Here is an 8,802-nt window from a genome sequence, read left to right as displayed (position 1 = left end):
GCGCGCGGGGGGGGGGGGGGGCGCTTGTGTGGGAGAGTGGGCGGCGTCTGGCCCGCGCGGCCCCTGGGGGGCGGTGCGCCCGCCCGCGGGGGGGGGCCCCCAGGGCCCCACGGCGGCCTTCGCAACGCGGGGCCGGCACACCCGTACCACCGAGCGCCTGCGCTCCCTGACCCTCGAAGCGACCCTGGTCCACCCGGGCGCCTCCCCCGACGGCGCGGTCGCGCGCGGCGCCGACGCGGTGCTGTGGCTCGCCGGCGAGCTCTACAACCGCGACGAGATCCGCTCCGTCCTCACCGCCGCCGCCGGGGCCGGCGCCTCGGACGCCGAACTGGTGCTGGGCCTGTTCGAGACGTACGGGCTGCACGCCTTCCGGCTGCTCAACGGCCGGTACGCGGCGGTGCTCTGCCAGGAGCAGCGCGTCCTGCTCGCCACCGACCACGCCGGCTCCGTACCGCTGTACACCCGGCCCGTGCCCGGGCACGTACTGGCCGCGACCGAGGCCAAGGTGCTCGCCGCGCCCTCCGACGGCCAGCTCGGCTTCCCGATCTCGGGGGCCCGGCGGATCCGCCGCCTGCCCGGGCTGTACCAGGTGCCGGCCGGCACCGCCCTGGAGATCGACCTCGCCTCCGGCTCGGTACTCGCCCACCCGACGTGGGCGGGGGCGGGGTGGCGCGGGCCCGGGCGAGGAATCACCCGCCCCGCGGGCGGGGGCCCCCCCCCGGGCGCCGCGGGGGGGGGCCGCCGCCGCCCCCGGCGCCCGGGCCCCCCCCCGCGCCCCCCCCCCCCCCCCCTGGAGACCCACCCCCCCCCCGCGTGGGAACGCGCCCCCCCCCGGGGGGCCGCGCCGGTGTCCCGGCGCATCGTCGACGAGGACACGGCCGTCGAGCAGGTCCGCACCGCGCTGCGCACGGCGGTCGGGCGCCGCCTGGCCGGCACGGAGCGCCCGCTGGTGGTGCTCTCCGGCGGCATCGACTCCTCCGGGGTCGCCGCCCTCGCCGACGCGGCCGTGGCCGGCCCGCTCGACACGCTCTCCATGGGCACCGACGTCTCGGACGAGTTCCCGCAGGCCAGGGTGGTCGCCGGCCATCTGGGCTCGGAGCACCGGGAGATCACCATCCCGGTGGCCGAGTTGCTCGCGCAGCTGCCGCACACGATCCACGCCGCCGAGTCCCTGGACCCGGACGTGATCGAGTACCTGCTGCCGCTGACCGCCCTCTACCGGACCCTGGACGGTCCGGCCCGGCGCGTGCTGACCGGGTACGGGGCCGACATCCCGCTCGGCGGCATGCACCGCGAGGACCGGCTGCCCGAGCTCGACACGGCCGTCGCCCGCGACATGGCCACCTTCGACGGGCTGAACGAGATGAGCCCGGTGCTCTCGACCGCGGCCGGGCACTGGTCCACCCACCCGTACTGGGACCGCGACGTGCTGGACCTGCTGACCGGGCTGGAGGCCGGGCTCAAGCGCCGGTACGGCCGGGACAAGTGGGTGCTGCGGTCCGCCATGGCGGAGCTGCTGCCGGCCGAGACCGTGAACCGGCCCAAGCTCGGCGTCCACGAGGGCTCCGGCACCACGTCCGCGTTCTCGCTGCTCCTGCTGGACGCGGGGGTGGGCGGGGCCGATGTGGCCCAGGCCAAGACCCTGGTGGTCCAGGAGCTGTTCGACCGGACCGTCGTCGCCGGCGAGGACCCGGACGCGGTTCCCGTCGCCGAGGTGGTCTCCCTCGTCGCCGCGCACTTCCGGGAGCTGCGGTCATGAGCGCGGCGGACACGAACGCGTACGGCGGCTTCGCGGGCAAGCGGCTGGCCCTGGTGGAGTCCATGCTCCACGCCGCCTTCTACGACGGCATCCAGGCGGCCCGCGCGCACGGCGCCGAGATCTGGCTGCTGGTCCAGGGCGAGGACTGGTACACCGGGGGCCGCCCGTTCCGCGAGCACCCGCTGTCGGACGTGGACCGGGTGCTGCACGTGGACACGCACGACTGGCGGGCCATCGCGGCCGCGCTCGGCGACGGCTCCGGCGCCCCGCTGGTCGACGGCGTGATGTCGTTCTCCGACTACCACACCGAGGCCACGGCGCGGGCGGCCGAGCACCTGGGCCTGCCCTCGCAGGGGCTGGAGGCCGTACGGGCCGCCAACCACAAGCACCTGCTGCGCGCCGCCCTCGACGGGGACCCGGCCAACCTGCGCTGGCGCCTGGTCACCGGGGAGGCGGAGCTCGAGGAGGCGCTCGCGCACGTCGGGCTGCCCTGCATCGCCAAGCCGCCGTCGGAGGCGATCAGCTACGGGGTGCGCAAGTGCACCACGGCCGCCGAGGCGGCCGCGGCCTGGCAGGAGCTGTCGGCCGTACGGCAGTCCCTGCGCGGCCAGCCGCGCCCGGGCCACGTCCTGTTCGAGGAGTACGCGAGCGGGTTCGAGGTCTCGGTGGAGTCGATGACGGCGGGCGGGAACACCCACTTCTTCGGCGCCACCTCCAAGGACCTGCACCGCACCACCCTGCTGGAGGAGGGCCACTCCTTCCCGCTGGCGCTGGACGCCGGCACCTGGGAGGAGGTCCGCGGCTGCGTGGAGCGGGCCCTGAAGGCGATCGGCTACCGGCAGGGCCCGGCGCACACCGAGGTGATGGTGACCGCGGACGGCCCGCGGATCGTCGAGATCAACCCGCGGCTGCCCGCGCACATGATCTCCACGATGGTCACCGACGTGTGCGGGACCGATCCGCACCTGGACGCCAAGCTGCTGGCCCTCGGCGGCACCCCGGAGCCGGGTCTGCCCGGTGCCGGTCCCGCGGGCGGCGCCGCCGTCCACGTGCTCTTCCCCGAGGAGCCCGGCGAGTTCACCGCCATCAGCGGTGTGCCGCAGGCCGAGGCCCTCGGTGCCCGCGTGCACCTGCACGCCGAACCCGGCGACCGCGTCGCGACCCGCCTCGACAACTCCGCCTCGGTCGGCTTCGTGTACGCGCACGGCGCCGACGCGGCGGCGGCCCTGGCCACGGTCCGCACTGCGGCCGCCCGCATCCGCATCGACACACGGAAGGAAGGAAGGAAGGCGATGACCGAGGCCCCGTGGACCGGCTCCCGGCGGATCGACTCACACGTCTCCCCCCGGTACGCCCAGCTGCCCACCTTCATGCGCCTGCCGCTGGACCGGGACCCCAAGGGCAACGACGTCGTCGTCATCGGCGCGCCGTACGACGGCGGCACCAGCTACCGCCCCGGCGCCCGGTTCGGACCACGGGAGATCCGCGCCGAGTCGGGCCTGATCCACGGCGTCGGCATCGACCGCGGTCCGGGCGTCTTCGACCTGATCAAGTGCGTGGACGCCGGCGACATCGACCTGACGCCGTTCAACCAGCACATCGCGATGGAGACCGCCCAGCGGCACCTGACCGGCCTGCTCAAGGACAACGCGGCGTTCCTGCTGCTCGGCGGCGACCACTCGCTGACCCTGGCGGCGCTGCGCGCGGTCCACGAGCAGCACGGCCCGGTGGCCGTGGTCCACCTGGACGCCCACTCGGACACCAACCCGGCCATGATCGGCGGCGAGTTCCACCACGGCACCCCCTTCCGGCACGGCATCGAAGAGGGCCTGATCCGGCCGGAGGCGATGGTCCAGCTCGGCATCCGGGGCCACAACCCCAAGCCGGACAGCCTCGACTACGCACGCGGCCACGGCGTGCGCATCGTGACGGCGGACGAGTTCGCCGAGCTCGGGGCGGCGGGCGCGGCCCGGCTGATCCGGGAGCGGGTCGGCGACCTGCCCGTCTACGTCTCCGTCGACATCGACGTTGTGGACCCGGCCTTCGCCCCCGGTACCGGCACGCCGGCCCCGGGCGGCCCGTCCTCCCGCGAGGTCCTGGCGCTGCTGCGGACGATCGGCGACCTCAACCCGATCGGCTTCGACGTCATGGAGGTCTCGCCGCTCTACGACCACGCCGGGATCACGTCGGTCCTGGCGACCGAGATCGGCGCGGAGCTGCTGTTCCAGTACGCCCGCGCCCACCAGAAGAAGGAAAAGGAGAACAGGACATGACGATCATCGACGTGACCGCGCACCGGGAGGCTCTCCTCGACCTGGCGTCGAAGCTCCCCGACGTACCGCGCGCCGACCTGTACCGGTTCCTGCGCGATGCCGGGAAGCTCTGCGCCGAGCTGCCGCAGGAGATCGCGGACGCGCTGGACGGCTTCAACCGGGGCGGCAACGAGGACGGCTACCTGGTGCTGCGCGGCCTGCCCGTCGAGGCCGACGAGGACCTGCCGGCCACGCCGACGAGCACCCCGGCCCCGGTGGAGCGCGGCCGCCTGAACATGGAGGCCTTCCTCGCCCTGTTCGGCCGCCGCCTCGGCCTGCACACCGGCTACGCGGAGCTGCGTTCGGGCACCGTCTACCACGACGTCTACCCGTCGCCGGGCGCCCACCACCTGTCGTCGGAGACCAGCGAGACGCTGCTGGAGTTCCACACGGAGATGGCGTACCACACCCTCCAGCCGAACTACGTGATGCTGGCGTGCTCCCGCGCGGACCACGAGCGCACCGCGAAGACGCTGGTCGGCTCGGTCCGCAAGGCGGTCAGGCTCCTCGACGCCGCGACGGTGGAGCACCTGTACGACAACGCGCAGCCGTGCGAGGTCGACGTCGCCTTCCGCGGCGGCATCAAGGACCCGGGCGCCATCGCGAACGTCAAACCGCTGTACGGCGACCGCGAGGACCCGCTGCTCGGCTACGACCGCGAGCTGCTGAAGCCGCACGAGGGCGCGGACGCCGAAGCCGTCGCCAGGCTCTCGGACGCGCTGGACGAGGTCACCGAGGCCGTCTCCCTGGTCCCCGGCGACGTGCTGGTCATCGACAACTTCCGCACCACGCACGCCCGCACCCCCTTCACCCCGCGCTGGGACGGCAAGGACCGCTGGCTGCACCGCGTCTACGTCCGCACGGGACTCCACGGCCAGCTCCCCACGGGCGAGGAGCGCGCGGGCGACGTGGTCACCTTCACCCCGCGCCGCTGACGCACCCCGCCCGACCACCGCACGACCACGGGCCGCGCCCGCCCCGACCGGGGGTGGCCGCGGCCCGCGCCTGCCACACGGCCGACCCGGCCGACACGAGGAACACAGGGAATCACGTGGACAAGAAAGTCCTGGAAGCACAGCAGTGGGTCAACAAGACCTACGCGGGCAAGGCGGGCTACAACCCGTGCCCGGAGAACGGCCAGACCGGGTGGTCGACCATGCTCTCCCTCACCCGGGCTCTCCAGATAGAACTGGGCATCGCGACCCCGTCGGACAGTTTCGGTCCGACCACGGAGGCGAAGCTGTCGGCCCTCGGGCCGGTCAGGGACGGCTTCGCCAACAAGAACATCATCCAGATCGTCCAGCACGCCCTGTTCTGCAAGGGCTATTGGGGCGGTGAGGGCGGCACCTTCGGCCTGGCCACCCAGAAGGCCGTCATGCAGATGAAGGACAACATGGGCCTCACCAGGGGCGGGCCCGACGTCGAGCCGAAGTTCTTCAAGGCCCTGCTGACCCTGGACGCGTACGTCGTGGTCTCCAGCGGCACGGACAAGGTCCGCGAGATCCAGCGCTGGCTGAACGGCCGCTACTCCAACCGCTCGTCGTTCAACATCGGCCCGGCCGACGGCATCTACTCGCGCGACGTGCAGAAGTCGCTGATGCGTGCGCTCCAGTACGAGTTCGGCGTTCCGGACGACTCGGCCTCGGGCAACTTCGGCCCGACCACCCAGAACGGCCTGAAAGCCCAGCAGGTAGGCAAGGGCGACTCCGGCATCTTCGTGCAGCTGTTCTCCGCGGCCTGTGTGTTCAACGACCTCAAGTACACGGAGAACAACGAGAGCCACTCGGCTGCATTCACGTCGTCGTACGACGACAACCTCCGGAAGGCAGTGGCGCAGTTCCAGAGGTTCTCGGCGTTCCCCAAGGAGAGCCAGGACGGCCGGGCCAACTACGACACGTGGTGCCAGCTGCTGGTGTCCATGGGCAACCCGGACCGGCCGGTGAGCGCCTGCGACACCCGTTTCACCATCACCGCCTCGCGCGCGAAGGCCCTCAAGGCCGCCGGCTTCGACGTCGTCGGGCGCTACCTGGACGAGGAGGTGCTCGACCCCAAGTACGACCTGAACAAGGAGATCATGCCCGGCGAGTTGGAGGACATCTTCAACGGCGGCATGCGCATCTTCCCGATCTCCCAGTACCACGCCCGAAAGCTGGAGCACTTCACGTACTCCGAGGGCTACCGGCACGCGTCGAAGGCGCACGACCGCGCGGCGGACGTCTACAAGATCGGGCGCGGCTCGGTCATCTACTTCGCCGTGGACTACGACGCCACGGACCCGGAGATCACCTCCAACATCCTCCCCTACTTCCACGGCGTCCAGGCCGCGCTGGCCGCGAAGGGCAAGCGCTACATCGCCGGCGTGTATGGCTCCCGCAACGTCTGCCAGCGGGTCAGCAACGAGGCGTACGCCGCGCACTCCTTCGTCTCGGGCATGTCCTGGGGCTTCTCCGGGAACCTCGGCTTCCCGATGCCGGAGAACTGGTCGTTCACCCAGATCAAGGAGTTCAAGTTCACCGCGAACGGGGACACCTTCGACCTGGACCGCAACGTCATGCGCGGTACCGACAAGGGCGTCGGCCGGGAGAACGTCGGCCAGGTCACCACGCAAGCCGACGCCGCGATCAAGTACATCGACGACCTTTACGCGGCGGCCGTCCAGTACGGCAAGGGCAACCCGAACGAGCTGGTCTGCGAGTACCTCCGCTCGGACGACTACAACGACACCAAGTGGCGCGGTCTGCTGTACCTGAGCGATGCCGAGTGGGTGAAGTACGCCGACTCCAAGGTCGGCAAGCCGATGACCGACTTCAAGTGCCCGTCGTACGGGGTGGACATCGGCCTCGCCCACTTCGGCGCCTGCGCCAACACCGTCATCACCAAGGGCTCGATCAGGGGCAAGGGCGCCAACCGGGGCGACTTCGCCGGCTGGGGTGGCGACCTGTGCACCTTCTACGTCGAATGGCGTCAGGCCGCCGACTCGTACGCCTCCGGCTACCTGTTCTGCCAGGACCGGCTCGCCAAGATCAACACCACGTCGTCGTTCGGCTTCGACGACATACTCGAGGACGTCGACGGCTACCTCATCGGTACGGCCGCCGGCATCAAGAACAAGCCGATCAACGAGCTCTTCCGAGCTCACTACGGCACCGGTCCCAACCCCGGCCACCTGCGCCGGTTCCGCGATTTCTACAACCAGCGGTACGAAGGCAAGATGGAGGTGGTGAAGGCGGCCGCGAACCACATGCTGCAGGGCGTGTTCACGGACGACGACCTCCTGCAGGTCTACCGCCAGGGCATCTTCTACTACCTCGGCAAGAACATCCTGACCCCGAACCTGATCCCCAACGACAAGCTCGACCCCTTCGTGGCCGGCTACGCGGACCAGTTCCAGAAGATCATGGGCCAGGAGAACGCCACGGCCAAGGCATTCACGGCCGCACGCAGGTAGTCCACCGGAGGGGACATGATCGTACTAGCACTCATCGCACTGCCGTTCGCACTGCTGGCCGGCATCGGACACGGCTGCCGCCTGACCTACCGCGGCATCAGGGCCGGGGCCTGGGCAGCGCCCGGCACCTGGGGCGGGATCGGACTCCTGGCGGTCTCCGGCGCCACCCTGGCCTTCGCCTACGGGCTGTTCGCGGGCTTCGGCGGGATGGACCGGCGCGAGATCTGCGGCGACCCGTACGACAGCGTGTTCGTCGGCCGACACAACCAGGATCCGCTCTTTCCGCTGCACAGCTGGTGCAGCCCCGGCCATGACCTCGTCCCCTCATGGGTCAACCCGACCGTCGTGGGCCTCGCCGCCATGACCGCGCTCTGCATCGTCATGACCGCGGTCACCGGCGCGGCCCGCATCACGCACACGTCGTCCGCCCGGCGCGGCCAGGCGGAGGAACCGAAACAGAGGGAACAGAACACATGACCAACCCGGTACGCAGCGACCTGTCGCGCCGCCGCTTCGTCGGCACCGCAGCCGGCGTCGTCGGCGGCACCGTCGTGTGGGGGGTGGCATCCTCCGGCACGGCGGTCGCTGCCCCCAAGCCGAGCGAGACCAAGCCGTCCAACTGGTCGGGCGGCAAGACGGCCAACGGCTGGCCGGTCGTGAAGAGCGTCCCCGCCCAGCTGATCGAGGGCAGCTCGGTCTCCGTCGCCGTCCTGGACGGCGACGTGGCCACGATCCTGCTGCACGTGGCCCGCCGCTTCCACTACGAGGTGGACTCCCTGCGCCAGGGCGAGGTCACCGGCCACTCCGGCGACCGCAAGGTGGCCCAGCCGTACGAGTCGAACCACCTCTCGGGCACGGCCATCGCCATCCGCCCGCAGGCGTACCCGACGGGCGCCCAGGGCGGCCTGTACCCGCACGAGGTGGTCGTCATCCGCGACATCCTCACGGAGCTGGACGGCACGGTGGCCTGGGGCGGCGACGAGAAGACCGCCAAGGAGTCGCACTTCCACATCGCCCTCAAGCCCGGCCACCCGAAGATCAAGAACGTGGCCCGCACGATCCGCGAGTGGAACGAGGCCCCCGGCAAGGGCGCCGGCACGGTGGACGCCTTCGAACCGTCCCGCCGCCGCGCGGCAAAGGCCTTCACCCGCTAGAACTCCGCATCCCGCCGAAAAGGGCCGGGGGGGGGGGCGCGCCGGGGGGGGGGGCCCGCGCCCCCCCCGGCGCCCGCGCCGGGCGCCAGCGAGGGGGGGGCGGGCCGCCACACCGACGACCCCGACACG

Annotated in this window: 6 protein-coding genes and 1 pseudogene; all 7 read left to right on the top strand. The window is 71.8% G+C overall.

Annotated elements, in window-relative coordinates; genetic code table 11:
- Nucleotides 1-73: 73 nt before the first annotated feature.
- Nucleotides 74-1,759 carry an asparagine synthase-related protein gene (locus ACFXA3_RS13455; RefSeq protein WP_385186182.1) on the top strand — a complete coding sequence of 562 codons (1,686 nt, stop codon included), beginning with the start codon at nt 74-76 and terminating at the stop codon, nt 1,757-1,759.
- Nucleotides 1,756-2,970: pseudogene (locus ACFXA3_RS13450) on the top strand (ATP-grasp domain-containing protein); the annotation flags it as partial. The gene ACFXA3_RS13455 and the pseudogene ACFXA3_RS13450, both read left to right, overlap by 4 nt.
- Before the next feature lie 81 nt (nt 2,971-3,051).
- Nucleotides 3,052-4,032 (top strand): agmatinase, encoded by a 981-nt coding sequence (speB, locus tag ACFXA3_RS13445; RefSeq protein ID WP_385186180.1) that lies wholly within the window; start codon nt 3,052-3,054, stop codon nt 4,030-4,032.
- The gene (gene cs1, locus ACFXA3_RS13440; RefSeq protein WP_385186177.1) at nt 4,029-5,006 is read left to right on the top strand and encodes a clavaminate synthase Cs1; all 978 of its coding nucleotides are present in this window, start codon (nt 4,029-4,031) and stop codon (nt 5,004-5,006) included. Before speB ends, cs1 begins: the two co-directional genes overlap by 4 nt.
- A 116-nt stretch (nt 5,007-5,122) precedes the next feature.
- Nucleotides 5,123-7,519, top strand: coding sequence for a glycoside hydrolase domain-containing protein (locus ACFXA3_RS13435; protein WP_385186175.1), 2,397 nt, complete (start codon nt 5,123-5,125; stop codon nt 7,517-7,519).
- A 15-nt stretch (nt 7,520-7,534) separates the two neighbouring features.
- The gene (locus ACFXA3_RS13430) at nt 7,535-7,996 is read left to right on the top strand and encodes a hypothetical protein (RefSeq protein WP_385186172.1); all 462 of its coding nucleotides are present in this window, start codon (nt 7,535-7,537) and stop codon (nt 7,994-7,996) included.
- Nucleotides 7,993-8,673 (top strand): hypothetical protein, encoded by a 681-nt coding sequence (locus ACFXA3_RS13425; protein WP_385186169.1) that lies wholly within the window; start codon nt 7,993-7,995, stop codon nt 8,671-8,673. The genes ACFXA3_RS13430 and ACFXA3_RS13425 overlap by 4 nt, the downstream gene beginning before the upstream one ends.
- Nucleotides 8,674-8,802 lie beyond the last annotated feature (129 nt).

This window comes from Streptomyces sp. NPDC059456, from assembly GCF_042750055.1.
GTDB lineage: Bacteria > Actinomycetota > Actinomycetes > Streptomycetales > Streptomycetaceae > Streptomyces.
Note: the sequence above shows the minus strand (reverse complement) of the source record. Positions and strands in the feature narration are given on the sequence as shown.

Bases quoted from the DNA above. Each gene is read 5' to 3' on its own strand.
- ACFXA3_RS13430 (WP_385186172.1), top strand. From the start codon at position 7,535: ATGATCGTACTAGCACTCATCGCACTGCCGTTCGCACTGCTGGCCGGC.
- ACFXA3_RS13425 (WP_385186169.1), top strand. From the start codon at position 7,993: ATGACCAACCCGGTACGCAGCGACCTGTCGCGCCGCCGCTTCGTCGGC.
- speB (WP_385186180.1), top strand. From the start codon at position 3,052: ATGACCGAGGCCCCGTGGACCGGCTCCCGGCGGATCGACTCACACGTC.
- cs1 (WP_385186177.1), top strand. From the start codon at position 4,029: ATGACGATCATCGACGTGACCGCGCACCGGGAGGCTCTCCTCGACCTG.